The organism is Terribacillus saccharophilus, from assembly GCF_046592595.1.
Classification (GTDB): Bacteria; Bacillota; Bacilli; order Bacillales; family Amphibacillaceae; genus Terribacillus; species Terribacillus saccharophilus_C.
Genome location: NZ_JAWVPF010000008.1, coordinates 40,434 through 65,594 on the forward strand (window position 1 = coordinate 40,434; position 25,161 = coordinate 65,594).

The following is a 25,161-nucleotide window of genomic DNA, read 5'->3' on the forward strand; positions in this document are numbered from 1 at the left end:
TCTTTGAATTTAACTATGCCCTAGAGGTCTTCTGCATTTACCTAATTCAGCACCCTGATTATTCAATTCCCTTTTTAAGTTAACAAGTGGCGAGCCTTTGGAGATCAATTCTATGACGGCAGAAACGCTGTCCAGTTCCTTTTGCTCTAACTTATTTCCAGATAGCAGACTTTCGAACCATGATCGAATCTTAATAGGAGCTAAATTACCAGCAATAGATGATAAACGTGAAAAGCCATATGAGATTTTCCGCATTAAGTCTTTCTCTCCACCAGCATAAAGATAAAATGGAACTTCTGATAGATTTCTCAATATATCGGTAGCTTTGCTAGGATCTCCTGCTTCTTTTAAGCCAATAACCGAATCTAATCTCGCAAGTTCCAGTACACTTTCCACTGATAAATCAAAGCCTGTGCGAGCCGGGTTATTGTATAAGATCACTGGTTTCCCGGCTAAAGAAACAATACTCTTTGAATATGAGAGCGCCTCCTTTTGAGTTGGTATGAGGTAGGGTGGATAGCCTAAAAGAATTGCAGCAATATTAGTTTTTCTGATTTCAGATGCAAGTGCTTCCGCTTCAAATTGTCTGATGGCGGACACACCGAAGATAATCTCCATTTCCTTTACGAGCAACCCTTCTTTTTCTATTGCTTTTAAAAGCTCAATTTTTTCATTCAAGTCAAGACTATGCTGTTCACCTGTAGATCCGCAAATCAGTACAGAGCGAATACCTTGACCATATAGTTGTCTTATGTGACTTAAAGTGTGTTCTGTATCGAGTGTTTCGTCGGCTTTAAAAGCTGTAGGTACAGCAATGTGATAAATTTCTTTCAACATGTTCTTAACTCCTTCGGATAAAGCTCCCTCCTCAATACAGGAAGCTTTACTATTATCTGTTGCTCTAAAAGGCAAAAAGTGTATGTAGTACTCACGATACCTTAGTACGTCATGATTTGTATAGAAGATAATTGGGCAGAAAAAACTTCATCAAATTGAAAGCGTTTACATAAACTGCTGTAAATCGCTGAGGAGGTACAGTCATGAGTAAAGTGAATCAGTTCCTGGAGGAGAAGGTAATGCCTGTCGCTGCGAAGGTAGCGCAGCAGCGACATTTAAATGCACTCCGTGATGGACTTATTTTATCGATGCCGCTTATCATTATCGGTTCTTTCTTTTTAATTCTTGCCAATTTCCCAATCCAGTCATATATGGATTTCCTTGCTGAACGACCACAGCTTAAGGAAAGCTTATTGTACCCATATCGAGGCACGTTTGAATTGATGACCTTAATTGCCGTTTTCGGGATTGGTTATCGTTTAGCTGAGTCATATAAAGTGGACCCGCTCGCGGCTGGCGCTGTATCTTTATCAGCTTATTTTGTTGGAACACCATATGTAACGTATATAATCGGCAAGACACCAGAAGGCGTAGATATCACTGAAACTGCTTATCAAACAGCGATGTTCACAAGCAAAGGGCTTTTCGTTGGGATGCTGATCGCCCTGCTATGTACAGAAATTTATCGATTGATCGTACAGCGCAATCTGGTGATTAAGCTGCCAGATGGTGTACCTCCTGCAGTCGCGCGTTCGTTTACAGCTTTGATACCAGGATTTTTCGCGATCATTGCTATTTGGGTCATCCGATTACTGGTTGAAAACGTAGGTTCCTTCGGCAGTATCCATAACGTCATCACCGTGCTGCTGCAAAAGCCGCTCACATCTATTGGAACAAGTCTTGCTGGTACCATGATCATTTTCTTGTTGATTACATTGCTTTGGAGTACTGGCTTGCACGGAGCAACAATTGTCGGAGCAGTGACAGGGCCAATTTGGCTGACGTTGACAGCAGAGAATGCTAAATCCTTTGAACTTGGCGAACCTGTGCAGCATATCGTAACAAACGAAATCAATGACATAGTCTTTATCGGAGGCTCAGGAACAACGCTCGGTCTTGTACTGGCAATGCTTTTGTTCGCAAAAAGCCAGCAGATGAAGCAGCTGGGGAGGCTGAGTATCGGGCCAGGTATATTCAATATCAATGAACCGGTATTATTCGGGATGCCTATCGTCATGAATCCGCTCTTGATCGTGCCCTTCATATTGACACCTCTCATCTCGGTTTTGATGACGTATCTGGCTATGGATTGGGGAATCGTTGCAAAGCCAATCGGTATTGTGCCTCCGTGGACGATGCCGCCTATTTTACAGGGGTATTTAATCACAGGAAGTATATCGGGAGCAATTTTGCAGATTGTCATAATCATCCTGTCATTTCTGATATATTATCCATTTTTCCGATTGTGGGATAAACAAAAAGCAAAGGAAGAAGCTGGAGGGGGAGAAGAGCAGTAATCTGCTCTTCTTTCTACATAGAAATGCTATAATCTGAAGAAGGTGTGAAAAGATAAGGATAGTGGAATGGTTACGTAGGCAATCTTTCAATATAGAAAAATTGAAATCTTTGCAGGAAATAGCATAAACAATCGAGAAACAAATAGAAAAAGCTATGGGAGGGGAATTATGACGACGTCGTACGAGGCATTAGTAGCAGAAATGGAACGCATTTCGACAGTGATACAGAAGTTTCCGGAAAATCTGCAAGGCAAGGTTTTCGACATAATGGTAAAGAGCTATCTTGGTGAGCAGGGTTATAGCTATGAGGCGGCAGCAGCAACGGAGGAGCCAGAACCAGAAACAGTGCAGCACATTTCAGTCGTCGACTCCAATCGAGTCCAGTCAATCAAGAAGCGTCCGATCCGCCGGAATAAAGACTCCTATAGCATGGTGAAAGACCTTGACTTACTAGGCAAAAGCGGCGTGGAACCATTCCGTGATTTCCTTGAGCGATATGAAGTGAATTCCAATATCAAATTCAATACAGTGGCAGTCTACTATTTGAAGAATGTCCTGCATATACCGGATGTGACGATCGATCACATCTATACATGCTATAAAAATGGGGAGCGAAAGGTGCCGGGGAATCTCAGACAAAGCATTACAGATACCTCCAGCTCCAAATATGGCTATATCAATATGAGTGACAACCACATCACACTCAGCGTCCTTGGAGAAAATCTCGTAGAGTTCGAACTGAAACAAGAAGCTTAATACTAGTTTGAAGAAAGCGTAAACAAGGAATATATAATCAGAGAGTTACTGAATCAACACAAATGAGTGGAGGGAAGTAACAAAATGAAGAAAACGAATATTGGATGGATCGCAGGAGGAACAGTCGCAGTAGCCGCAGCAGCAGGAACCTTTTCTTATTTGAAACGCAAGAAGGATGGTCCAGACGTGACTGGATCGAATTTGCAAGATAAGGAGCGAGAGGACAAGCTGCCAAGTCCTGATGCAAAAACAGATGATACAGAAAAAGGCTTGACTGCTTTAGATCATGCTTATCGAGAAGAATGGGTGGCTAATACAATCACGCCGACTGAAGAAGAAATTAAGGAAGCGGAAGATAAAGTGAACAAATGATAAAAAACCGGCTATGAAAGCATAGCCGGTTTTTTTGTGTGCTTTTTTCTGTTAGTGGTATACGAACTTTCAATATATGTCCTGGAGTCAGTCACATTAATTTGTAGTAGTTGCATAAGTTCATGGTTTTCCATTTGTTTTCTATTTATAATAGAGTTAATAAAGAAGAGGGAGAATTTTATGACAGCATTATCCTTTTACACCGTTGCGATTATTGCGCTTATCCTTCTGATTGTTATAAGTGTTATTACCTCTGTTTATCTATTATTTAGGACATATAACCGTAGACGGCAGCAGGCTTATATGGCAGAATGGCAAGCGTCCAGGAGGCAGAGAAAATGACTATGTATCAGATTGTACCAATGATGCAGACACAGGCTGAATTGATTGCGAACACATGGAGATACGAAGGCATCTATGCTTTTTATGATATGGATCAAGATGAAGAAGACATGGCTGAATTCCTCGATTTTAAAGCAAGGGAAGGAAAGGTTTTTGTGGTGATGCAGAGGGAAGAGGTCATTGGCTTTTGCAGTATCCAGTTAGAAGAAGAGGAAGCGGAAATAGGGCTTGGCATGCGTCCTGATCTGACTGGGAAGGGTCTCGGTCAGAAATTTGTGTCCTATCTCGTTCATTACATCATAGGAGCCTATCATCCAGAAAGAATTTCACTTGCTGTAGCTGCTTTCAATAAGCGGGCAATTACGTTATACGAACGAATTGGCTTCCGACATACAGAAAGTTTTGACCAGCAGACAAACGGTTCAGTATACCCATTTATCAGGATGGTGCTGGAAATAAAAAACCTCTCCAGCTAAATGGAGAGGTGTATTACCTTTAGATGATTTGTTTACCCATTTGCCCAAGCGCATAATAAATGCCATGCTGCAATGTCTGAAAACAATCGAATGCTTCAAGCGAGATGCCAGAGTTGGTAATTTGTAAGCCAAGCTCTGGTGAAATACCGACTAATAATGTCTGTGTACCTATAAGCGATGAAGCTGATCCAACCTTGCTGATAAGATTTGCTGTATATTGGCTGACGTCCTTATCCAATCCAGTTAAATCGAGCAGCAAGTATCGTGCTTTATATGCTGGTAAATTCTCCAATGTCTTAAATAGCAGCTCCTCTGATCGCTCTTCATCATATTTACCGATCAAAGGAACAACAACGACATGATCAAGTACAGGAATAATCGGTGAAGATAAATCACGTACCAGTTTTTTCAATTCCCTGGTCTTATCCTCAACTGTTGCTTCCAGTTCCATGATTTTCTGTGATTCTTTCTTTCGGGCTAACTGGTGGATATTCTCCGAAACAGTAATATCTGAAGGGAAGTAATGGATGATGGTGCTCTCATAGCCTTCCAATTGATAATGCTCCACCTTGTACCATACATTTGTTCCGAACATACCGCTGAAGATACCTGCGTAATGCGCTGGTAAGAAGCAGCCGCCTTCCGTTTTTCCTTGTGCAATGTTAATTTTATGTTCCCAGCTGTCGATTAGTTCAGCTGTCAGTGTGTGTTTTTCTGGATCAAGATCCTTGATGGTGGTCCTTCCCCAGCCTGCAGAAGCATATGTGTTTGTTATTAGTTCAGCAGCTTTGTGGATGCCAACGTCAGGTTTGTTTTGGAAATATTCCCCTACAACAAGGCCTTGCCGATATCCTGTTGTTTCGAAAACAAGATTGGAAACCTCTTCTCCTGAAATCTCCTCTATCGTGTCAAAGAATTCACGCATAGCACTGGAAATCCAAAAAAGGACTGAATCCTGCTCTTCATATATGAATCTGCCTTTATCCAGTTCCCATCCAAACTGGAGGCCGCCAATTTCTATCTTTTCCAATGGTTCCGTACTCCTTTTTCGTGCGTTTTATCGTCCACGTATCATTATAAATTTTATCTGGATACAATGCTAGTTCTTTGCAGTGTGTCAGCTATTCTTATACTATCATTTCTCTAAAACGGTGCATTATACCAACCATAGCACACATTAGAAATTGATGCTGGATTGCAATCCAAACAATTCAATATGTTAAAACTATACAACCCTTGAGGAAGAATAAGACAAAAGCGCACCAAGAGGGGTACACTTTTGTCTTATTTCGTAATATCCATAAATCCTTCGCCGAAAACATCGCGCACATCGTATAACGTAATGAATGCTTTTGTATCGATAGAGCGGACTATCTTCTTCAAAGGAAGCAATTCTTGCTTATTTATGACTACATACAGAATCTCCTTCTGGTTCTGTGTATAGTATCCTCGTCCTTCCAGCAGTGTGACACCTCTGTCAAGCTGTGTAGAGATTGTCTTGGCAATCGTATCCTTTTGGTTTGAGATGATGAAGACGGCTTTCTTCGGATTTAATCCTTCAATGACAAACTCCATCACCTTCGTTGCGATATATAACATGATGACAGTAATTAAAAGTTTCTCCGTGCCAATGATGAACCAGGAAGCTGCCACAACGATTAAATCAAAGAAAAGCAGGGCGAAGCTTGTATTCCAATCGAGGTATTTATTCGCAAGCCGTGCCAGAATTGCCGTACCTGCTGTCGTGCCGCCTACCTTAAGTACAAGGCCAATGCCGACACCAGCGAACAAACCTCCAAAGACAGCGTTTACTAGTACTTGATCAGAAGCTATCTCCCAGCTCTCTGTTATATGAAGGAAAAAAGAATTCAGTATGACGACGATAATAGTATAAAAAACAGTCTGTTTGTCTAAAAAACGATATCCTATAATAAGCAAAAGTCCATTTAAGATTAGGTTCATAATACTTGGGGCCCACCCAAGAGCATAAAATAAAATAATAGTGACACCTGTTACGCCGCCTTCTCCCAATTCACTTGGAATGGCGAAAATATTCACTGCCAGGGCGAATAGAAAGGATCCAGCAATGAGGAATACCAGGTCTTTGAAGAAGTGCTGCTTTATCTGTTTCATCTGATAACCTCCTTTAAAAATGTTGTTTCTTCTCTGATAGACCACGAGATTATAACACACTGCAATATAGCTTACCATATTACTTGACAATATTTTGAAGGATTATCTCCGGTTTTGTAAAAGTGGTAGAAAGGGTACTATCATACAGAAATTGAATTCCTCAGCAAAATGCGCATAAATTGTGTCTGATTATGAAAAAGACTAGTATGGATATAGTAGGAGGGTATGCACATGAAAGATACATTCAAAGCATTGATTGCAAATAAACAAGGAGAAGATTTCTCCGTACAGGTAGAAGAAATGACAGTTGACCAATTACCGGCGGGGGAAGTACTGATCAAGGTGCACTATTCAGGTGTGAACTACAAAGACAGTTTGGCAACGATACCAGATGGAAACGTTGTGAAGTCTTACCCAATCGTTCCTGGAATAGATTTGGCTGGAGAAGTCGTATCTTCCGAGGATGAGCGATTCCAGCCGGGTGACCACGTGATTGCCACTAGTTATGAAATAGGCGTTTCTCGTCATGGCGGATACAGCGAATACGCACGTGTGCCAGCCGATTATATCGTGCCTGTGCCGGAAGGAATGACCACAAGAGAGGCAATGATCATCGGTACAGCCGGATTTACAGCGGCACTTTCGGTCCAGCGTCTGTTGGAAAATGGACTGAATAAAGAGAACGGTCCAGTGCTTGTTACCGGTGCAACTGGAGGAGTCGGAAGCTTTGCGGTAGCTATTTTGTACAAGCTTGGCTTCGAAGTGGAAGCAAGTACAGGTAAACAAGAGGAACATGCATACCTTAAAGAGCTTGGAGCTACTCATATCATTTCGCGCGACGAGGTGTATGACGGCAACCTTAAGCAGATTGCAAGTCAGAGATGGGCAGCGGCAGTCGATCCGGTCGGCGGGGAGCCCCTTGCATCGGTCCTAAGCCAGCTTAAGTATAATGGGTCGGCCGCAGTGAGTGGTTTAACTGCTGGCGGCAAAGTGCCGACTTCTGTTTTCCCATTCATACTTCGCGGAATCAACCTACTTGGAATCGACTCCGTTTATTGTCCGAAACCAACTCGTGATAAAGTGTGGCTTCAGCTGGCTACTGCTTTCAATCCAGGAGACTTGGAACGCTTTGTTATAGAAGAATTGTCACTGGAACAATTGCCGGAAGCATTGCCTAAATTATTGCATGGCCATGCCCGCGGCAGATATCTTGTCCGTATCGGCGAATGAATGTGACATTAATGTGTCAGTGAAATATGAACTGTTTGTGAACGTCGTCACAAATTGTTTTCCTCTGCGCCTAACCATGGCATAATCATAATCAAATGACTATGTGAGGTGCACAAAAATGATTTATCTTTTAATTGTGTTCGCGGTAGCTTGTGTTGTTGGCTGTTTTGCAACTTGGATGAAAATGGTCAAGCAGGACGCAGAGCAATTTGCTAATGTAACGGAAACTCAGACAGAAACATATAGAAAAGCTAACTAAATGTGTAAAGTGCGCTGATTATTCAGCGCACTTTTTTTATGTGAAAATTTTACTAACTTTTCTTTATTAAATGTGTTATAACATAATTTATTTAGGGTAAAGGTATGATAATTGTATTATGTTAAGGAGAAAGGTAATTGGAAATGAAAACAGTTGCAGAGATGACCAAAAGTGTAAATGCCTTTAAGAATTTCGATGAGGCAGCACAAGGCGTGCTGAATATTATCAGTGAATTCGTGAGAATTAATACGTTGTTCATTGCAAAAAATGATAACGTTCATAATGAGATAATCAAAGTAGTCAATCAGAAGGAAAAGCTCCTTCAAGAAGGAGAGAAGCTTCCTTTTAATGAGACATTATGCAAGCTAAGTGTGGATCATGGGAGAGAGATACTGATTATCCCTGACTTGGCGAAGAGCGAACTCTCTCAATCACTCGATGTTGCAAAGAACCTTGCTGGCGGCAGCTTTATCGGAATTCCTATTTATTTTGAGAACGGAGAAAATTATGGAACCATTTGCGGGCTTGATTCCAAATCGTTTCCGTTTACGCAGGAGCATATCCGTTTATTCGAAACCATGGCATCACTTTTGACGTTTGTGCTTGAGCTAGATAACGCCAATAAGCAAATACAAAATTTATCGGCACCATTTGTTCCAATTACTTCTGGAGTAGCAGTGCTTCCAATTATCGGGTTCATCAATGAGGATAGAGCTGAAAAAATCATTCAGCTATCGTTGCAGAAAAGTCTGGACCTGAATTTAGATTATCTTGTCATCGACTTATCGGGCATCTCTCAAATTGACCATGTTGTTAGTAATTCCTTACTAAAGATAGCTACTTTACTGAAGCTTATCGGAGTAAAACCAATTCTGACCGGATTTCATCCAGATTTAGCATTAAAAGCTTTATCTCTGCAGATGGAACTGAAAGATATAATGATTGAAGCTAATTTGGAGCGTGCTTTGAATAAGATCGGATTGAAATTGGAGAAGCGTGACAGTTTATAATCTGTATGGAACAAAAAAAGAGCTTGAGACTCATGCCTCAAGCTCTTTTTTATATTCAGGATTCTACAATAGCTTTGACATACAATACTCATCATAGCTCCTGCCGTTAATAATGAGCGAATTCCTTCTCGTCCCTTCTATATCAAATCCACTTTTCTTATATAATGCAACTCCAGCTTTGTTTTCTGTTACAACGGTTAATTCTAACCTTGAAATGTTATGTTTTGGAGCCCAGTTCGTCACGTTATCAAACAATTGGGTGCCTATTCCTTTTGCTCTATATTCTTGCAAGATGCCTATCACAAGATAAGCGGAATGTTTTGTTCTTTTAACCGTACCGCCTATTGCTATTACATACCCAACTAGTTTACCTTTTTCTTCGGCTACAAATATAGTTGAATTGTTTTGTTGTTCAAACCGTTCTAGTTGTTTTCGTTGTTGGTCAGAGGTCGTTTTTCTTTCGCTGGCTTCCATGAGCATAAAATCGGATTTGCTCTCCACTTCTTTTACTAGATGTATAAACGTTTCTGCATCTTCAACTCTTATCTCTCTAATAACCAAAGGAATCTCCTCATTTCTCGTCATTACCAATATATTACTAAAGATTCAGGCGTTAAGTCATCTCCTAATGAAACAGCATGATTTTTCATAGGGATTTTTAACAGATGGGAAATGCAGGCGCAAGGTAAATTACCGAGATTCATGTAATTTTGTATTCCTAGTATTCTCTATACAATCCAATAGGTAATGGTAAAATAAGGAGAGAAGAATTAAATGAAGAAGACGCTGGTATATCACTTTAAGGAGGGGAGGAAGCAAGAATGAAGATAATACAGGAAAATGATGCCGAAGCAAGCGAATATATCCGGGAAAGACTGATTGCATACAATGTTGAAAAGCTGCCAGACGAAGCAAAGTCACCTAAGGAAACTGCTGCGTTTACGGTTCGGGACGAAGCAGACAGCATAATAGGCGGAATTACATGTACTCTTTTCTGGCATCATATGCACATTGATTTTCTTTGGGTAGAGGAAACAAAGCGAAAGGAAGGCCTCGGGGCAAAGCTGCTGGCTGAAGCTGAGAATTTTGCCAAACAAAAAGGTGCAAGGCTTATCAAATTGGATAGCTTTAGTTTCCAGGCTCCTGCTTTCTATGAGAAACATGGTTATACGGTGTTCGGGAAAGTAGAGGATCATCCGATTGGACATACCCAATATTATTTAGTCAAAAGGCTGTAGAAATTTACAGCTTGTTTACGTAAGAAGGATGAGGGGGGAACAGAAATGGTGACATACGCATTTGAAACAATTGAGATGAAGGCTTTTTCTGGCAAGATGAAAACGGACTATCGGGAAGTTGTGCAGGAATACGCTCGAAAAGGCTGGCGCTTACATAGTATGAACCCGATTCCAGGCCATGACGGGATGGCACTAAGTATCGAGCTGATTTTTGAAAGAGAAGCGTAAGAGGTGGGAAATATGCGAATTAGGGAAATAGAAGAAAAAGACAATCAGCCAGTTGAGCAGCTGATTCGTACATGCTTAAAGGAGTTTGGTGCTGATAAGCCTGGGACAGCTTGGAGTGATCCGGAGCTTGGTCGTTTCTATTCTTTGTACCAGCAGCCGGGCTCGAAATATTGGGTTGTAGAGGAGGAGGGAACGATTGTGGCCGGCTGTGGAATTGGTCCTGTAGAAGGATTTCCGGGAGTTTGTGAGCTCCAGAAAATGTATGCAGCCAAGGATACACGCGGAACGGGTGTTGCCCAAGATTTACTTCAAACAGCACTTGCTTTTGCTGGACGGCACTACAGCCGCTGCTACTTGGAGACACTGAGTAATATGTCCGCTGCAAATCGTTTTTATCTGAAGCAAGGGTTTCAACGCTTGGACAAGCCTCTAAGTGAAACGGAGCACTATGCTTGTGATGTGTGGTATATCAAGGATTTATAATATTGAAGGTACAGCAATACAGCCGAATAAATGAAGAAGCAGTGCACAATTTAATGTCAAAATAAATTCATATTACCTACTTGAAAATCCCTTGCTTAAGGGATTTTTTTGTTTGTTAACAAAGCTGTGACGATTACGCCACAAATTGTTCAATATTTCACAATGCCAAATGGGAAAGCAGGAGTATACTAAATGTAACAGAACCTTGTGACTAACTTCACAAAGTTTCGATAAAAATTATGAAAAGAAAGAAGGCGGCAAAATGGATGTTGTAGAGCTTTCGCGTATCCAGTTTGCATCAACGACGTTGTTCCACTTCCTATTCGTTCCGTTAAGTATAGGATTGGCATTCATCATTGCAATCATGGAAACGATGTATGTTGTCAAAAAAGATGATAAATATAAAAAAATGGCGAAGTTCTGGGGACATTTATTCCTAATCAACTTTGCAGTCGGTGTTGTCACCGGTATATTACAAGAATTCCAATTTGGAATGAACTGGTCGGAATACTCCCGTTTTGTAGGGGACGTTTTTGGTGCACCGCTTGCTATAGAAGCGTTGCTTGCATTCTTCATGGAGTCCACTTTCCTTGGCTTATGGATTTTCGGATGGGATCGCTTGCCGAAATGGGTGCATGCATTATGTATTTGGCTAGTGTCGCTAGGTACGATTTTCTCCGCATTCTTTATTCTGTCTGCGAACTCATTCATGCAGCATCCAGTCGGAGAAGTACTGCAAAATGGCAGACTTGAAATGAACGACTTCTTGGCAATACTGACAAATGGTCAGCTTTGGGTAGAATTCCCGCACACAGTCTTCGGTTCGTTTGCGACTGGTGCATTATTTATCGTAGGTATCAGTGCTATTGCGCTCCTGCGCAAGAAACATGTAGCTTTCTATAAAGGTTCTTTTAAAATTGCTATTGTCGTCGCTTTGATCAGCGGTATCGGTATCGCATTATCTGGTCACGAGCAAGCATTATATTTAGTTGAAACACAGCCAATGAAAATGGCTGCCAGTGAAGGTCTATGGGAAGATAGTGCCGACCCTGCCCCTTGGACAGTATTCGCCAATATCGATACAGAAGCGAAAGAAAACACGGGAGAACTAAAAATCCCTTATGTGTTAAGTTTCTTATCCTACGGTGAGTTCAGCGGTTCCGTTGAAGGTATGAATTCGTTGCAGGAACGTTATACAGAGCTATATGGTCCAGGCAATTACATTCCGCCCGTTAAGACCACATTCTGGAGTTTCCGTGTCATGACGGTATTAGGCGGAGCAGTTCTTGCTTTATCCATCTGGGGTGCTTATCTTTATGCACGTAAGAAACTTGTGAATAGTAAATGGTATTTGCGCATCATGATCGTTGCAATCAGCTTCCCGTTCATCGGCAACTCTGCCGGTTGGATCATGACTGAGATAGGTCGTCAGCCTTGGGTTGTGTTCGGTTATATGAAAACAGAGGATGCGGTCAGTGCTGGTGTCACAGCAGGAGAAGTTCTTTTCTCCCTTATCACATTCTCGGCCCTGTATTTGATTCTATTCGCGGTCATGATTACATTGTTCGTCCGTGAGATCAAAAAAGGACCAGAGCATGATATAGAAGAAACAGAACCAATCGCAGATCCATTCACGAAGGAGGGTCAACATGCTTTCTCTTAATGAATTCTGGTTCATCCTGGTCGCTGTTTTGTTCGTTGGCTTCTTCTTCCTGGAAGGCTTCGACTTCGGCGTCGGGATTGCAAGTAAATTTGTAGCTAAAGATGATTTGGAAAAACGCGCATTCATCAATTCAATCGGCCCATATTGGGATGCGAATGAAGTATGGCTGATCACAGCTATTGGTGCGATGTTCGCAGCCTTTCCTAACTGGTATGCGTCCATGCTGAGCGGTTTTTATCTTTGCTTTGCTTTCATTTTGTTCGGTCTGATCGGCCGGGGGGTAGCATTCGAGTTCCGCGGTAAAGCAGAACACCCGACGTGGCGCAAAACGTGGGATTGGGTGATTCTCTTCGGCAGTATCATTCCGCCGCTGACTTTCGGTATCATGTTCACTGCCTTGATCCAAGGTGTACCGATTGATGAGAATATGCACATGCATGCTGGCGTGTCCGATGTCGTCAACTTATACACAGTACTTGGCGGTGTGACATTGACAATGCTTTGCGTATGGCATGGTCTTATCTTTGGTACGCTACGTTTGATGGACACATTACGTGAACGCTGCCGTCGTGCAGCGAAAAACTTGCTGCCGATCAATGCCATTTTATTAATTGCATTTCTCGGGATGACATTCTTTAAAACAGATATGTTCAGTGTTCATGGCAATATTTTAGAGTATCTATTCATGGTCGGTATTCTGGTTTATATCGCATCTGGCTACTTCATCACACGGAAACGTGATGGATGGGCATTCCTGATGTCTGGTTTGATCATGATCCTGCTGATTGCTTCTGTGTTTATTGGTCTGTTCCCACGGGTAATGATCAGTTCCATCAGTGAAGCATACAGCATGACTGTACAGTCTGCATCATCAGGGGATTATTCTTTGAAAGTCATGACCTATATCAGTTTGGCTTTGCTTCCATTCGTGTTAGGCTATCAAATTTGGAGCTACTACGTTTTCCGTAAACGTGTAGATCATAAGGAGCATATGGAATACTAATGGGCAGAAATTTAATGGCTTATAAAGGAATAAAAACGGTGCTGCTAGGGCTATCCGCATTGACGCTGCTGCAAGCTGTGGCCATTATCTTTCAAGCGAAATGGCTGGCGGAGGCCATCACGCTTCTATTCCATGGGGAAAGCTTTGCTTCCCAAATACCACTGATAGGCTGCTTTATAGCAGCCTTTCTTGCTAGGCAGCTTTTGCAGCTCATCATAAAAAAAATATGTTTCCGCTTCGCAGAAGCAACGGTCGAGGATATGCGAAAAGCATTTTTGGAAAGTGTATTCAAGCTGGGACCACGCTACACCAGACAGGAAGGAACCGGCAATCTGGTTACCTTTTTGCTGGAGGGAGCAGGTAAGCTGCGGGACTATCTGGAGCTGTTCCTGCCGAAGCTTGTTTCCAATATGATCACGCCATGGCTGGTACTAATTTATATTTGGATGCACGATGATATCTCTGCAGTTATCTTGTTGGTTACCATTCCAATATTGATTGCTTTCATGATTCTGCTGGGATTGGCTGCACAGAAGAAAATGGACAGTCAATGGAAGGCATACCGTATGCTTTCCAATCATTTTGTTGATTCGCTAAGAGGATTGGAAACTTTGAAGTTCCTCGGCCGAAGCAAAGAACATGGCGAAACGATTGAGAAAGTAAGCGGGCAATATCGCAAATCTACCTTAGGTACATTGCGGATTGCATTCCTTTCCTCGTTTGCGCTGGACCTCTTCACGCAGCTTGCGATTGCTTTTGTGGCTGTAACACTCGGTCTGCGGTTGATTGATGGCACACTTTTGCTTGAACCTGCTTTGATGATCCTGCTGTTGGCACCGGAATATTTCCTCCCGATCCGTGAGGTGGGGAATGATTATCATGCTACATTGGATGGTAAAGATGCCGGTGATCAGATGCTTGCTGTTATCAAACTCGCTAAAGAGAAGCATCAAGGAAATGAAGCAGGTACGTGGAGAGAAGATAGTGAGCTTATCTTGAACGATGTAACAGTTACGTACGACAATGATCGTCCTGCTTTGTCAGATATAAATCTTAGAATCAAAGGGAATCAGAAGGTTGGCTTGATCGGAGCGAGCGGTGCTGGCAAGTCTACTTTTGTTGACCTGCTCAGTGGTTTTATTGATCCTGTTTCAGGCCAAATGGAATTGGACGGGAAGCCTGTGGATTTCACAGCTGAAGTATGGCAGAAACAGACTGCATACATTCCGCAGCACCCATTCATATTCCAAGGCAGCATCAAAGACAACGTAAGATTTTATGCGCCGGAAGCATCAGATGATCGAGTGGAAGAAGCGATTGATTATGCAGGTCTCAGAGAAGTTGTCGATAAGCTGCCTGAAGGATCCGACACCTTGATTGGAGAAGGAGCCCGCAGCTTAAGCGGCGGTCAGGCGCAGCGTGTTGTGTTGGCGCGGGCATTCTTAAGTGACCGTTCGATTGTGCTGCTGGATGAACCGACAGCGCAGCTTGATATTGAAACAGAATATGAATTGAAAGAAGTAATCGAGGAGCTTGCTGCAAATAAACTGTTGTTCTTCGCATCCCATCGACTTCATTGGATGCAGGAAATGGATCTTATTGTTGTCATGGATAACGGCAGAATTGCAGAGTGTGGCACGCATGAACAATTAATGGCAAACCGCGGCTTATATGTCCGTTTGCTGGAAGCACAAATGGGGGATAATCATGAAGCATCGTGACTGGATCATGCCGTATGTTAAACAATATAAATATCGCATGCTGACCATTCTGCTGCTTAGTATGCTGACGGTTGGATCAGCTGCGGCATTGATGTTCACATCTGGCTTTTTGATTTCTAAATCTTCACTTCGTCCTGAGAATATCCTGCTTGTGTATGTACCGATTGTGCTCGTTCGGGCATTCGGACTTGGACGTTCTGTTTTCCGCTATTCCGAACGACTGGTGAGTCATGATTTCATTCTCCGTGTGCTGGCAAAGATGCGGACCAGGCTTTATCATCTGGTTGAGCCGAAGGCAGCAACAAGCAAGTCGATGAAAACCGGAGAGGTGCTCGGTATATTGGCAGAGGATATTGAAAGTCTGCAGGATTTGTACCTGCGAACAATTCTGCCTACTGCATCTGCTGTTCTTTTATATGTGATCAGTATTTGTGCACTCGGATACTTCAGTGTTGGATTTGCTTTGCTCATGGCGATTTACTTCTTTGTGCTGGTTGTCGTTATGCCGATCTTCTCGCTTCTGCACATGCGTGCAGCCAATCAGACTTACAAGAAGGATAAAGATCAGCTTTATCAATATGTGACAGATGGTTTCCTTGGTATCCATGACTGGCTGCTGAGCGGACAAAAACAGCATTTCTTCAGTCACTTCTTCCAGCGTCAGGAAACACAGGACAAAGCTGATAAACGGTCGAAGAACTGGTCCTATTATCGGGAATTCATCGGACAGGTTGTTGTTGCAGCGATGCTTGTCACAATGCTTGCTTTTGGAGCAAGTCTGTTTGTGGATGGCAGAATAGCGGATGTCTTCATTGCTGCTTTTGTGCTTGTCATCATTCCATTATCAGAAGCGATTTTACCCGTTTCAAATGCAGTGGAAAAATATCCTCGGTATGAGGAGTCACTCAATCGGGTCACTGAGCTGGAATCAGATCAGGAAACAACTGTAGAAGCTGTATCCTATCAAGGTTCGTTTGAGAATGCTCAGTTGACGGTGGATAGAGTAGATTTTGGGTATGAGGAACAGGACAGTGTCATCAAGAACTTATCACTCGAACTGACGCAAGGTAAGAAGATTGCCATTATCGGAAAGAGTGGTGCGGGTAAATCTACCTTGCTCAAGCTTCTGCAAGGGATGCTTGTGCCGGATTTCGGATCTGTCCGCATCAATGGATATGAAGCATCTGCCATTCGCCCGTATATGACAAAGCTCGTTTCTGTATTGAATCAAAATCCATATCTTTTCTATACTAGTGTTGCCAATAACCTGCTTTTGGCAAATGAAACAGCAACGGAAGCACAAGTGAAAGCTGTTATGAAACAAGTCAAACTGCATGATTTAGTAGCCAGTCAGCCTGAAGGGTATCAGACATCCATGCAGGAAACCGGGCAGCGATTTTCAGGCGGCGAACGTCAGCGTATTGCGCTGGCGCGGGTGCTGCTCCAAGATACACCGATTGTCATGCTGGATGAGCCGACTGTAGGGCTTGACCCGATCACGGAACGTGAATTGCTGGATACGATTTTTAATAGTTTGACCGGCAAATCCTTACTGTGGGTGACACACCATCTAGTCGGAATGGAACAGATGGATGAGATCATTTTCCTAGAAGAAGGAAAAATCAAAATGCGCGGAACGCATGCACAATTGCTGCACGAATCAGCGCATTACCGCAAACTATACGAACTGGACCGCCCGGCGGCATTCCAGCGCGTTTGATCCAAAGCGATATCGCTTTGGATTTTTTTTATGCATAAATCGATAGAAAGCTCATCATACTACCGGTAACGCATAATTGAAATGGAGTGACGTGATGGATATCCTTCTTGCCGTCCTGCCTGCATTGTTCTGGGGCAGTATCGTGTTATTCAATGTCAAGCTTGGCGGAACCCCTTATCACCAAATCCTCGGTACGACTATCGGTGCATTGCTGCTCTCGATTGTACTATATTTCTTCGTGCGGCCGGAGTTGACGGGATTCATCTTTTTAATAGGATTTTTATCTGGGGTGTTCTGGTCACTTGGTCAAACCTTTCAGCTCAAAAGTGTTCATGCAATTGGCGTATCGAGAACAATGCCGATTTCAACTGGCGCACAGCTCGTATCCACTTCCCTATTTGGTGTGATTGTTTTCGGCGAATGGAATACAGCCAGATCGGTCATTCTTGGAATTCTGGCATTAGTGCTGATTATCGCAGGTGCAATGCTCACTTCTAAACGTGCTAAAGGAGAACAAGAGGACGAGGCAAGCCGGGGAGCTTTCCGAAAAGGCCTGACTTTCATCGCTATTTCTACAGTCGGTTATCTGGTTTATGTCGTCATTGCCAGACTATTCGGGGTCGATGGATGGACGGCTTTATTCCCTCAGGCTGTCGGCATGGTGGCAGGCGGAATTATTTTGACAGTGAAATACAGACCGTATGATTTCTATACCATAAAGAACATCATTCCAGGTTTGATTTGGGCAACAGGGAATATGTTTTTGTTTATCTCGCAGCCGCGAGTTGGCGTTGCGACTAGCTTTTCTTTATCTCAAATGGGAATCGTCATTTCCACTCTGGGCGGTATCTTCATATTAGGTGAGAAGAAAACAAGAGGCCAGCTGATCAGCATCAGCATCGGAATCATTCTGATCGTTATCGCAGGTTTCCTTTTAGGCTATACAAAATCATAATAAAGGAGCGTTTCTTATGTATCCGAGTTTGCAAGGAAAAGTAGTAGTCATTACAGGTTCATCTACTGGTTTGGGAAGAGCGATGGCTCTGCGTTTTGGTCAGGAAGGTGCCAAAGTTGTCGTGAATTATTACAATAATGGCGAGAAAGCTGATGAGGTAGTACAGGCAATCAAGGAAAGCGGCAGTGATGCAGTAGCCATACAAGGAAATGTAATGGTGGAAGAGGATGTCAAAAAACTAGTCCAGACAGCTATCGATTCATTCGGTAAATTGGATATCATGATCAACAATGCCGGCGTGGAGAATCCTGTTCCTTCCCATGAATTATCGCTGAAGGACTGGGACCGTGTCATCGGGACGAATTTGACAGGTGCGTTCCTGGGATCACGGGAAGCATTAAAGTACTTTGTCGAGAATGATGTAAAAGGAAATATCATCAATATGTCCAGTGTACATGAAATGATTCCTTGGCCATTATTTGCCCATTATGCAGCTAGTAAAGGCGGGGTAAAGTTATTGACAGAAACATTGGCACTTGAATATGCTCCAAAGCAGATTCGTGTGAACAATATTGGGCCAGGAGCTATCAACACGCCGATCAATGCTGAGAAATTTGCAGATCCAAAGCAAAAAGCAGATGTAGAGAGCATGATTCCAATGGGGTATATCGGAAAACCAGAGGAAATCGCAGCAGTCGCAGTTTGGCTTGCTTCTGATGAATCCAGCTACGTAACAGGTATAACATTATTTGCAGATGGCGGTATGACCAAATATCCAAGCTTCCAAGCAGGAAGAGGATAAAAGAAAAAAGACAATGCCCGTGCGGGCATTGTCTTTTTTTAATGTTCATATATCAACTTACGTGTCATTCCGCCATCCACCACAAGGTTTTCACCATTGATGAAATTATTTTCAGCTGATGTCAGGAAAACGCAAGCTCTGGCAATATCCGATGGCGTTCCAACCCGTTTGGAGGGATGCTGATCATGATCGACAGGTCGCAGGCTATCGTATTCTTTTGTTTCAATCCAACCTGGACTGATGCTATTTACCGTTATATAGTCGTCCTGCAAAGACATGGCAAGTGCATGAGTCAGAGCGACGATACCGCCTTTGGTAGCGGCATATGCTTCCGTATCTGGTTCCGACATAGTCGCGCGAGTCGATGCGATGTTTACGATCGATCCGCCTTTTCCGCTTTCCTTCATATATCCAGCTGCTTCTCTGCTGGCCAGGAAAGTGCCGCGCAAATTTGTGTTGATGATACTATCCCATTCTTCGACCTCTAGTTCAAACATATTCTTGAACGCACTGATACCAGCGTTGTTGATCAAAATATCAATTTGTCCAAAATGGTCAAAGGCTTGCTTCATAAAGTCAGTCACGTCCCGGTGATTCCGCATGTCAGCTTGGAGAGCGAGTCCTTCTCCTGCCATTTCCTGTACAGTTTGTTCGACAGCTGCTTGATCCAAATCAACTGCAGCAACTTTTGCGCCATTTGCAGCATACTGAAGGGCAACAGCCTTTCCAATCCCGTTTCCTGCACCAGTAACGACCACTACTTTGCCTGTGAAATCCATAACAATCATCCTTTCTTATCTTTATAAAAAATGTGTTTCAGGGACCATGTACCATCCTCATTGACAATCAATTCCCCGAATGAAAATTGTTCCTGCCGCCGCTTATCCGTTGGAGATCCTGGATTGAATAGGACCAGACCTGCTTCTTCCTTATGAACAGGAATATGTGAATGGCCGAAAATAAGCAGATCGAGTTGTTCTCCTTCAAATGCCAGCTTTGCTCGCTGTTCAGTGGATTTCCCTTTACCATGTCCATGTGTTAAACCAATCTTTAATCCATGAAAGCTAAGGAGCTGTTTTTTGGGCAAGTTGTCAATCAGCTCGGGACTATCTATATTTCCGGAAACAGCTGTAACTGGAGCGAAAGAAGCAAGTGAATCAAGAACCCGACTGTCCTGGAAATCACCAGCATGGATGATGTGGTCAGCCTGTTCCAGATAGGGGAGCAGTGCAGCTGGCCAAACCTTTGCCATGCGCGGCATATGTGTATCAGCTAAGATGGTGATTCGCATCAGCTTCTCCTCCAATCAATCTCATAGTACCCCAAAGCATGTTTCAGCAATCATAAAAAAACCGCTCACCCATTAGCTGGGGAGCGGTCGATGTTAGATTTGAGTCTGATGCTCGGGCTGATGCAATGTGATATCTGCACCAAGCTGTGTGAACAGCCCGACGATATCCTCGTAACCACGCTGAATATGCTTCACATCCGTGATCTTAGTCACACCATCAGCTGCAAGACCAGCTAAAATTAAAGAAGTACCAGCGCGAACGTCATGTGCTTTTACTGTTGCGCCTGTCAGTTTAGCAACACCGTGAATCAGGATCTGATGATCAACCACTTCGATGTCTGCGCCAAGTTTCTTCAGCTCTGCGACATGTCCATTACGGTTAGGGTAGACTTTGTCCAGAATCGTGCTAGAGCCAGCTGCTAAAGTGAGCAGTGTAGTAAGAGGCTGCTGCAAATCAGTTGCAAGTTCCGGATACATGCCTGTCTGGATACGTGCACCTTGCAGTGCAGTTCCTGAAGCTGTCATCGAGTCATCGTCTTCTGTTATTGTCATACCTAGCTCGATCAGTTTATTCGTACAGCTTGCTAAGTGCTCAGGGATGACATTTTTAACTGTAATCTTCCCATTGGTAACACCTGCAGCCATCAAAAATGCTCCAGCAATCAAACGATCGGGAATTACTGTGTGTTCAATTCCGCCATGAAGAGACTCCACGCCGTCAATTGTAATCTTCTCTGTGCCTGCACCTTTGATTTTTGCTCCCATTAAGTTCAGGAGGTTCGCTAAATCAACTACCTCGGGATCTTTTGCAGCGTTATGCAGTGTGGTGCGTCCTTCCGCTTTAGCTGCTGCCAGCATCGCATTGATGGTAGCACCTGATGTGATGACATCAAATGTAATCTCTGCACCAGTCAATTTCTCGCTGGTCACTTCATAATACTGCTGCTTGAATTCGAATGTTGCTCCAAGTGCAGAAAGAGCCTTCACATGCTGATCAATTGGGCGTGAACCGAAGTCATCTCCGCCTGGATAACCAATTTGGACAGTTTTTACTTTATGCAGCAAAGCTCCTACAAAGTAATACGATGCACGGAAATCCGATGTTTTTGCTAAATCAAGTTTCCCGGATGTAATATGTCTGCCGGTAAGGTCATACGTATTTTTCTCTTTCTCTTCCATATGCAAACCGATATCTTCGGCAAGTTCTTTTATCAATAAGATATCCCGGATTGCGGGTATATCATGAATCGTAATTGTCTCATCTGTCAAACAGCCTGCCACAACCAGTGCAAGCGCACTGTTTTTTGCACCCGGGATGGTAACTTCCCCAGTTAGCGGGCCGCTATTTCTGACTTCAAACCATGCATTGTCCACTCTATTACGCTCCTTGTCTAATTACAGCGCAGAATATCAGGAACTAAAGAAATTAAGAAAATAGGAATATACCTATCATCACTGTTTAATTTCGGTAATTCTGAACAGTCTTCAGCGCTTTTTATCTGCTCTCATATGCACATAAACTTCATTTTACCATTAATCAGCCAAGAAGTAGATAGGGAATAAGTATTCCTGTATGCAGTTTTTACCTATATCTTTGAACCCCTGAGGTAAGAGCTTCATATACTAGCGGTAACAGACTTTTGTGCTACAATAAACAGGACTGGACTATACCAAAGGAAAGGCAGGCTCATCATGAAAGGAAAAAAGGTTGTCAAGGGCACGGCTATCGCGCTGCTTGTACTTTTTCTGTTTTGGTTCGTCCGGGAACATATTAAACTGTCACCTGAGGATATCCAAGGGTGGATTGTTTCATTTGGGATCGTTTCTCCATTGATCTACATGGGAATCTATGCGGTCAAACCCGTCATTTTTTTTCCTTCCTCTGTATTATCGATTGCTGGCGGCTTAGCGTTCGGCTTTGTAAAGGGGACCATCTTCATTTTAATTGGTTCCGCAGGCGCTGCAATTGTCGCGTATTTCCTAGCTCACTTTTTCTCCGGAAAGTTCGGGGAGAAGAAATTAGGCGAAAGAGTGGAGAAAATCAAGCAGAAATTGCATGACGAAGGTTTCTTTTATGTATTGGTCATGCGGGTGCTGCCGGTTTTCAATTATGATCTGGTCAGTTATGTTGCCGGTCTGACACGTGTTAAATTCAAGCAATATATGGCCGCCAGTATATTGGGCGTGCTTCCAGGAACGATGACTTATGCACTTGTCGGATCAAGTATCGTATCCTTAAACTATACGTATATCGCTTTTATTCTATTGATTATATTGATTTGTGCTCTGATAGGCTTTTGGAAAAGAGAAAAGATAAAGGAAATACTGACATAATGACAGCTGAGGCTGTCTTTTTTTATATTCTTTAGAACGCAGGAGTTATGCTGAGTTCAGTTGATTTGAATAATATTCCAATTAGAGGTGATATGTGCATTTGTTTCAGCTGGAAAGATATGCGAAGAAGTATAAAAAGGGGAGAGAAAGCTTCGAGACTTGGCAGGAATGGCTTACCCGCATCGCATCGATATCGATGATACAAGTCTCGCAATTTATGAGAAAGTAAGGTATGGAGAAGCTGAAATTTCTAAGATGGAACTGCAAGTTTTTGAACAGGACGTCATAGGAACAAAGAAACAGATAAAAGACCAATAGGCTGCCTATTGGTCTTTTTTTATACGAATGCTGTAGCTTGGATTCCGCTTTCTTTCTCATAGGAAAGCTGGAGAGAACGTGTGTAATCACCCGGCTTACCGGTACCGATTTGTTTTTCTTCAATTTCGATGACTGGCATGATTTCGCTGGTTGTACTGGTGATAAATACCTCGTCTGCCTGGAGAAGCTGATCAGTTGTAAAAGCTGTTTCCTCTACCTGCAATCCTGCTTTCGGTGCAAGAGCCAATACTCTGCCGCGGACACAGCCATGCAGAATGTTCTTTTCTGCAGGATGCGTGTAAAGAATCTGATCTTTAATGATGAATACATTGGAGGACGAGCCTTCCGTAACTATACCATCCCTATGGAGAATAGCTTCCAAAGCTCCTTTTTCTTTAGCTGTTTGCTTAGCTAATATATTTGGCAGTAAATTCAGACTTTTGATATAGCATAAATCCCATCTGATATCATCTGCCAAAACAGCACGTACGCCTTGCTGAAGCAATGAAACAGGTCGTTCACTAGGTTCGATATAAGCATAGAAATTACTTGGTACATCCGGGAAACTATGTTCACGGGGTGCAGACCCGCGAGTGATTTGCAGATAAAGCTTTGCATCTGTTTGAACGTTATTCTTGTCTGTCAGCTGGTGGAGGGAAGCAATCAATGCCTCTTTGGAAAATGGAACCTCCAGCCTAATCGCTTCAGCAGAACGATAAAGCCGATCGATATGCTCCTCCAGCAAATCAAATGTCCCTTGATAGATACGAATGACCTCGTAAACGCCGTCCCCGAATTGCAAGCCTCGTTCCTCAAAGGGATATAAAAGTGATTCTTTCGTGACTATCCCATCTTGTGTTAACAAATAATCATATAAGCTCATATCCATACCTCCCTCTTGTTAAAATCCAGTATAGCAGAGGATTAAGCAAAGGCGAGAAAAAAATTTGTCGAAATATGTTTAGAATGTTGCGTGCATGTAAAAACCTTGTTATACTACTTAACATACTATTTATAAACCGGGGTAATCATTTCGCTTTTCTCGCACTTGTTAACTACCCTTGAGCCAACGCAGTGTCTCGTTTTAAACGTAACGAGGCATTGCGTTTTTACTATGTATATTATGGAATAATGATAAAAGAAAGGAGGCCGCATAATGGATACAGAACAACTGAAGCAGGAGCTGATTGCCTACAGCAAGAAGATTGGTGTAGACAAGATAAGGTTTACGACAGCAGATGTTTTTCAGGAGCTGAAGGAAAGACTGAAACAGCAGCAGGAGAATAATTATCAGTCAGGCTTTGAGAAAGGTACAATCGAGGAACGGACGGAACCGAAGAAGCTTATGCCTTCTGCTCAATCCATTATCGCAATTGCGCTCGCATATCCTTCCAGACTGCCGAATGCACCAAAAAGTACGAAGGAAGAGCCGCGCGGATTGTTTTGCCGGGCCTCCTGGGGAATGGATTACCATGAAGTGCTGCGGGACCGGATGAATAAGCTGACGACCTTTCTCGCAGAAAGGGTCGAGGGCTTCACTTATCGATCGATGGTCGATACAGGTGAGTTATCCGATCGTGCTGTAGCAGAGCGTGCAGGTATTGGTTTCAGTGCTAAGAACAGTTTTGTTATTACACCGGAATTCGGATCATATGTATACCTTGGTGAAGTGATCACCAACATTCCATTTTTACCGGATGAAGCTGTGGAAGATAGTTGCGGTACATGCACAAAGTGCATTGATTCCTGCCCTACAGGAGCTTTGGTCCAAGGCGGTCAGCTGAACGCACAGCGCTGTATTGCTTATCTTACGCAGACAAAGGATTTCCTGCCAGATGAATTTCGTACAAAAATTGGGAACCGTATTTATGGCTGTGATACATGCCAGCTTGTATGTCCGAAGAACAAAGGCATGGACTTCCATCTCCATGGAGAAATGGAGCCGGATCCAGAAATTGTGAAACCGCTGCTGAAACCGTTACTCAAGATGTCGAATAAAGAATTCAAAGCAAAGTTTGGTCTTATTTCTGGTTCTTGGCGCGGCAAGAAACCGATTCAGCGGAATGCAATATTGGCTATTGCGCATTATAAAACTACATCAGCAGTACCGGATTTGATTGAACTGATGAATCAAGATCCCCGACCTGTCATTCGTGGGACAGCAGCTTGGGCAATAGGCAAAATTGGTCTGCCTGAAGGTTTTGATGCAGTGAGAAAAGCGATGAACATAGAGCAGGACGAACAAGTACTGGAAGAGATGCGAAAAGGGCTGCAATTTGAAAAGGAATATGCAGAGACGCATTGAAAAAGGAGCACATTTAAAATGCTCCTTTTTTTATTTTGCAAGGTTTAGTTATTTGAAAGACTGGGTATATAGTAACCAGATGGAATGCAGAGATATTTTTTTGAGCTTAGAATGGTATGAAATACCTAAAACTATTGTCTGATACTATCGAATAAGCATACAAGAAAT

Annotated in this window: 27 protein-coding genes; 19 read left to right on the plus strand and 8 right to left on the minus strand. The window is 42.9% G+C overall.

Annotated elements, in window-relative coordinates; all coding sequences use genetic code 11:
• Positions 1-9 precede the first annotated feature (9 nt).
• The gene (locus SFC25_RS14165) at positions 10-837 is read right to left on the minus strand and encodes a dihydrodipicolinate synthase family protein (RefSeq protein WP_411215907.1); all 828 of its coding nucleotides are present in this window, start codon (positions 835-837) and stop codon (positions 10-12) included.
• Positions 838-1,040: 203 nt separating this feature from the next.
• On the opposite strand from SFC25_RS14165, the gene celB reads away from it, so the two are divergent.
• From celB to SFC25_RS14185, 4 genes are all read left to right on the plus strand, one after another.
• Entirely contained in the window at positions 1,041-2,354 is a 1,314-nt protein-coding gene (gene celB, locus SFC25_RS14170; protein ID WP_411215908.1) for a PTS cellobiose transporter subunit IIC, read from the plus strand.
• Positions 2,355-2,522: 168 nt separating this feature from the next.
• A complete protein-coding gene (locus SFC25_RS14175; RefSeq protein ID WP_411215909.1) occupies positions 2,523-3,110 on the plus strand; it encodes a hypothetical protein in 588 nt (195 codons plus the stop codon).
• An 84-nt stretch (positions 3,111-3,194) separates the two neighbouring features.
• Positions 3,195-3,482 (plus strand): hypothetical protein, encoded by a 288-nt coding sequence (locus tag SFC25_RS14180; RefSeq protein ID WP_411215910.1) that lies wholly within the window; start codon positions 3,195-3,197, stop codon positions 3,480-3,482.
• 338 nt (positions 3,483-3,820) lie between these two features.
• On the plus strand, positions 3,821-4,300 hold the full coding sequence (locus SFC25_RS14185; RefSeq protein WP_411215911.1) for a GNAT family N-acetyltransferase: 480 nt from the start codon (positions 3,821-3,823) through the stop codon (positions 4,298-4,300).
• 19 nt (positions 4,301-4,319) lie between these two features.
• On the opposite strand, the gene SFC25_RS14190 is transcribed toward SFC25_RS14185, so the two are convergent.
• Together SFC25_RS14190 and SFC25_RS14195 are read right to left on the minus strand one after the other, a co-directional pair.
• Positions 4,320-5,330 (minus strand): STAS domain-containing protein, encoded by a 1,011-nt coding sequence (locus SFC25_RS14190; RefSeq protein ID WP_411215912.1) that lies wholly within the window; start codon positions 5,328-5,330, stop codon positions 4,320-4,322.
• 254 nt (positions 5,331-5,584) lie between these two features.
• Entirely contained in the window at positions 5,585-6,433 is an 849-nt protein-coding gene (locus tag SFC25_RS14195; RefSeq protein ID WP_411215913.1) for a YitT family protein, read from the minus strand.
• A 231-nt stretch (positions 6,434-6,664) separates the two neighbouring features.
• Between SFC25_RS14195 and SFC25_RS14200 the strand changes: the two genes are divergently transcribed.
• The 3 genes from SFC25_RS14200 (at position 6,665) to SFC25_RS14210 (ending at position 8,932) form a co-directional block, all read left to right on the plus strand.
• Complete coding sequence (locus tag SFC25_RS14200; protein WP_411215914.1) at positions 6,665-7,663, plus strand: acrylyl-CoA reductase family protein; 999 nt, start codon at positions 6,665-6,667, stop codon at positions 7,661-7,663.
• Positions 7,664-7,781: 118 nt separating this feature from the next.
• Positions 7,782-7,922 (plus strand): hypothetical protein, encoded by a 141-nt coding sequence (locus SFC25_RS14205; RefSeq protein ID WP_411215915.1) that lies wholly within the window; start codon positions 7,782-7,784, stop codon positions 7,920-7,922.
• 143 nt (positions 7,923-8,065) lie between these two features.
• Positions 8,066-8,932 carry a GAF domain-containing protein gene (locus SFC25_RS14210; protein ID WP_411216100.1) on the plus strand — a complete coding sequence of 289 codons (867 nt, stop codon included), beginning with the start codon at positions 8,066-8,068 and terminating at the stop codon, positions 8,930-8,932.
• Between the two features lie 63 nt (positions 8,933-8,995).
• Here the strand turns inward: SFC25_RS14210 and SFC25_RS14215 are convergent, their stop codons facing one another.
• Positions 8,996-9,493, minus strand: coding sequence for a GNAT family N-acetyltransferase (locus SFC25_RS14215; RefSeq protein ID WP_411215916.1), 498 nt, complete (start codon positions 9,491-9,493; stop codon positions 8,996-8,998).
• A 260-nt stretch (positions 9,494-9,753) separates the two neighbouring features.
• Here SFC25_RS14215 and SFC25_RS14220 point away from each other — a divergent pair, with 260 nt between their 5' ends.
• From SFC25_RS14220 to SFC25_RS14260, 9 genes are all read left to right on the plus strand, one after another.
• Entirely contained in the window at positions 9,754-10,170 is a 417-nt protein-coding gene (locus SFC25_RS14220) for a GNAT family N-acetyltransferase (protein WP_411215917.1), read from the plus strand.
• A gap of 45 nt (positions 10,171-10,215) precedes the next feature.
• Positions 10,216-10,398, plus strand: a complete 183-nt coding sequence (locus SFC25_RS14225; RefSeq protein WP_411215918.1) for a DUF4177 domain-containing protein — start codon at positions 10,216-10,218, stop codon at positions 10,396-10,398.
• 12 nt (positions 10,399-10,410) lie between these two features.
• Positions 10,411-10,881, plus strand: coding sequence for a GNAT family N-acetyltransferase (locus SFC25_RS14230; protein WP_411215919.1), 471 nt, complete (start codon positions 10,411-10,413; stop codon positions 10,879-10,881).
• A gap of 262 nt (positions 10,882-11,143) precedes the next feature.
• A complete protein-coding gene (locus tag SFC25_RS14235; RefSeq protein ID WP_411215920.1) occupies positions 11,144-12,544 on the plus strand; it encodes a cytochrome ubiquinol oxidase subunit I in 1,401 nt (466 codons plus the stop codon).
• A complete protein-coding gene (cydB, locus tag SFC25_RS14240) occupies positions 12,531-13,547 on the plus strand; it encodes a cytochrome d ubiquinol oxidase subunit II (RefSeq protein WP_411215921.1) in 1,017 nt (338 codons plus the stop codon). Before SFC25_RS14235 ends, cydB begins: the two co-directional genes overlap by 14 nt.
• Positions 13,547-15,268, plus strand: coding sequence for a thiol reductant ABC exporter subunit CydD (gene cydD, locus SFC25_RS14245; protein WP_411215922.1), 1,722 nt, complete (start codon positions 13,547-13,549; stop codon positions 15,266-15,268). Before cydB ends, cydD begins: the two co-directional genes overlap by 1 nt.
• The gene (gene cydC / locus SFC25_RS14250; RefSeq protein WP_411215923.1) at positions 15,255-16,988 is read left to right on the plus strand and encodes a thiol reductant ABC exporter subunit CydC; all 1,734 of its coding nucleotides are present in this window, start codon (positions 15,255-15,257) and stop codon (positions 16,986-16,988) included. Before cydD ends, cydC begins: the two co-directional genes overlap by 14 nt.
• 94 nt (positions 16,989-17,082) lie before the next feature.
• Positions 17,083-17,943, plus strand: coding sequence for a GRP family sugar transporter (locus tag SFC25_RS14255; RefSeq protein ID WP_411215924.1), 861 nt, complete (start codon positions 17,083-17,085; stop codon positions 17,941-17,943).
• 16 nt (positions 17,944-17,959) lie between these two features.
• A complete protein-coding gene (locus tag SFC25_RS14260) occupies positions 17,960-18,745 on the plus strand; it encodes a glucose 1-dehydrogenase (RefSeq protein ID WP_411215925.1) in 786 nt (261 codons plus the stop codon).
• Positions 18,746-18,783: 38 nt separating this feature from the next.
• Here the strand turns inward: SFC25_RS14260 and SFC25_RS14265 are convergent, their stop codons facing one another.
• The 3 genes from SFC25_RS14265 to murA all read right to left on the minus strand — a co-directional run bounded on the left by SFC25_RS14265 (position 18,784) and on the right by murA (position 21,410).
• A complete protein-coding gene (locus tag SFC25_RS14265; RefSeq protein ID WP_411215926.1) occupies positions 18,784-19,524 on the minus strand; it encodes an SDR family NAD(P)-dependent oxidoreductase in 741 nt (246 codons plus the stop codon).
• 5 nt (positions 19,525-19,529) lie between these two features.
• A complete protein-coding gene (locus SFC25_RS14270; RefSeq protein ID WP_411215927.1) occupies positions 19,530-20,036 on the minus strand; it encodes a metallophosphoesterase family protein in 507 nt (168 codons plus the stop codon).
• 93 nt (positions 20,037-20,129) lie between these two features.
• Positions 20,130-21,410 (minus strand): UDP-N-acetylglucosamine 1-carboxyvinyltransferase, encoded by a 1,281-nt coding sequence (gene murA, locus SFC25_RS14275; RefSeq protein WP_411215928.1) that lies wholly within the window; start codon positions 21,408-21,410, stop codon positions 20,130-20,132.
• A 318-nt stretch (positions 21,411-21,728) separates the two neighbouring features.
• Between murA and SFC25_RS14280 the strand changes: the two genes are divergently transcribed.
• Both SFC25_RS14280 and SFC25_RS14285 read left to right on the plus strand, forming a co-directional pair.
• Positions 21,729-22,370, plus strand: coding sequence for a TVP38/TMEM64 family protein (locus tag SFC25_RS14280; protein WP_411215929.1), 642 nt, complete (start codon positions 21,729-21,731; stop codon positions 22,368-22,370).
• A gap of 159 nt (positions 22,371-22,529) precedes the next feature.
• Positions 22,530-22,688 (plus strand): hypothetical protein, encoded by a 159-nt coding sequence (locus SFC25_RS14285; protein ID WP_411215930.1) that lies wholly within the window; start codon positions 22,530-22,532, stop codon positions 22,686-22,688.
• A 19-nt stretch (positions 22,689-22,707) separates the two neighbouring features.
• On the opposite strand, the gene dat is transcribed toward SFC25_RS14285, so the two are convergent.
• On the minus strand, positions 22,708-23,571 hold the full coding sequence (gene dat / locus SFC25_RS14290; RefSeq protein ID WP_411215931.1) for a D-amino-acid transaminase: 864 nt from the start codon (positions 23,569-23,571) through the stop codon (positions 22,708-22,710).
• Between the two features lie 273 nt (positions 23,572-23,844).
• Here dat and queG point away from each other — a divergent pair, with 273 nt between their 5' ends.
• Positions 23,845-24,993 carry a tRNA epoxyqueuosine(34) reductase QueG gene (gene queG / locus SFC25_RS14295; protein ID WP_411215932.1) on the plus strand — a complete coding sequence of 383 codons (1,149 nt, stop codon included), beginning with the start codon at positions 23,845-23,847 and terminating at the stop codon, positions 24,991-24,993.
• The last annotated feature ends 168 nt before the right edge of the window (positions 24,994-25,161 follow it).

Excerpts from the sequence above, each read along its gene's own strand:
- SFC25_RS14260 (WP_411215925.1), top strand. The coding sequence starts at position 17,960 with ATGTATCCGAGTTTGCAAGGAAAAGTAGTAGTCATTACAGGTTCATCT.
- SFC25_RS14175 (WP_411215909.1), top strand. The coding sequence starts at position 2,523 with ATGACGACGTCGTACGAGGCATTAGTAGCAGAAATGGAACGCATTTCG.
- SFC25_RS14185 (WP_411215911.1), top strand. The coding sequence starts at position 3,821 with ATGACTATGTATCAGATTGTACCAATGATGCAGACACAGGCTGAATTG.
- SFC25_RS14225 (WP_411215918.1), top strand. The coding sequence starts at position 10,216 with ATGGTGACATACGCATTTGAAACAATTGAGATGAAGGCTTTTTCTGGC.
- SFC25_RS14220 (WP_411215917.1), top strand. The coding sequence starts at position 9,754 with ATGAAGATAATACAGGAAAATGATGCCGAAGCAAGCGAATATATCCGG.
- SFC25_RS14205 (WP_411215915.1), top strand. The coding sequence starts at position 7,782 with ATGATTTATCTTTTAATTGTGTTCGCGGTAGCTTGTGTTGTTGGCTGT.
- cydD (WP_411215922.1), top strand. The coding sequence starts at position 13,547 with ATGGGCAGAAATTTAATGGCTTATAAAGGAATAAAAACGGTGCTGCTA.
- SFC25_RS14210 (WP_411216100.1), top strand. The coding sequence starts at position 8,066 with ATGAAAACAGTTGCAGAGATGACCAAAAGTGTAAATGCCTTTAAGAAT.
- queG (WP_411215932.1), top strand. The coding sequence starts at position 23,845 with ATGGATACAGAACAACTGAAGCAGGAGCTGATTGCCTACAGCAAGAAG.
- cydC (WP_411215923.1), top strand. The coding sequence starts at position 15,255 with ATGAAGCATCGTGACTGGATCATGCCGTATGTTAAACAATATAAATAT.
- SFC25_RS14235 (WP_411215920.1), top strand. The coding sequence starts at position 11,144 with ATGGATGTTGTAGAGCTTTCGCGTATCCAGTTTGCATCAACGACGTTG.
- dat (WP_411215931.1), bottom strand. The coding sequence starts at position 23,571 with ATGAGCTTATATGATTATTTGTTAACACAAGATGGGATAGTCACGAAA.
- celB (WP_411215908.1), top strand. The coding sequence starts at position 1,041 with ATGAGTAAAGTGAATCAGTTCCTGGAGGAGAAGGTAATGCCTGTCGCT.
- SFC25_RS14180 (WP_411215910.1), top strand. The coding sequence starts at position 3,195 with ATGAAGAAAACGAATATTGGATGGATCGCAGGAGGAACAGTCGCAGTA.
- SFC25_RS14270 (WP_411215927.1), bottom strand. The coding sequence starts at position 20,036 with ATGCGAATCACCATCTTAGCTGATACACATATGCCGCGCATGGCAAAG.
- SFC25_RS14165 (WP_411215907.1), bottom strand. The coding sequence starts at position 837 with ATGTTGAAAGAAATTTATCACATTGCTGTACCTACAGCTTTTAAAGCC.
- SFC25_RS14255 (WP_411215924.1), top strand. The coding sequence starts at position 17,083 with ATGGATATCCTTCTTGCCGTCCTGCCTGCATTGTTCTGGGGCAGTATC.
- SFC25_RS14280 (WP_411215929.1), top strand. The coding sequence starts at position 21,729 with ATGAAAGGAAAAAAGGTTGTCAAGGGCACGGCTATCGCGCTGCTTGTA.
- SFC25_RS14195 (WP_411215913.1), bottom strand. The coding sequence starts at position 6,433 with ATGAAACAGATAAAGCAGCACTTCTTCAAAGACCTGGTATTCCTCATT.
- SFC25_RS14230 (WP_411215919.1), top strand. The coding sequence starts at position 10,411 with ATGCGAATTAGGGAAATAGAAGAAAAAGACAATCAGCCAGTTGAGCAG.
- SFC25_RS14200 (WP_411215914.1), top strand. The coding sequence starts at position 6,665 with ATGAAAGATACATTCAAAGCATTGATTGCAAATAAACAAGGAGAAGAT.
- SFC25_RS14265 (WP_411215926.1), bottom strand. The coding sequence starts at position 19,524 with ATGGATTTCACAGGCAAAGTAGTGGTCGTTACTGGTGCAGGAAACGGG.
- cydB (WP_411215921.1), top strand. The coding sequence starts at position 12,531 with ATGCTTTCTCTTAATGAATTCTGGTTCATCCTGGTCGCTGTTTTGTTC.